The organism is Mesorhizobium sp., assembly GCF_005063415.1.
Taxonomy (GTDB): Bacteria; Pseudomonadota; Alphaproteobacteria; order Rhizobiales; family Rhizobiaceae; genus Mesorhizobium.
This window is the reverse complement of record NZ_SUEG01000139.1, coordinates 13,053-13,265: the sequence shown is the minus strand read 5'-3', so window position 1 is coordinate 13,265 and position 213 is coordinate 13,053. Positions and strand designations below refer to the sequence as shown.

1 protein-coding gene is annotated in these 213 nt (G+C 68.1%); it reads left to right on the top strand.

What is annotated here, in order from left to right:
- Positions 1-213 (top strand): DUF2497 domain-containing protein (locus E5W70_RS25880; protein ID WP_292663827.1); only part of this gene is annotated, 213 nt, incomplete at both ends.

Here is a 213-nt window from a genome sequence, read left to right as displayed (position 1 = left end):
GATTGGCGCGTCCGGCGGCCAGCGAGGCGCCGCCTGCACGTCCGGCAATCCTTTCGGAGCATACGGGTCGGCAGGTTGCCGCCGCCTTCGGCGAGCTTTCCGACGCGTTTGCCAGCCGCAGCAAGAAGACGTTCGACGAGATGGCCGAGGAGATGCTGCGGCCCATGCTGCAGGACTGGCTGGACAACAACCTGCCGACGCTGGTCGAGCGGC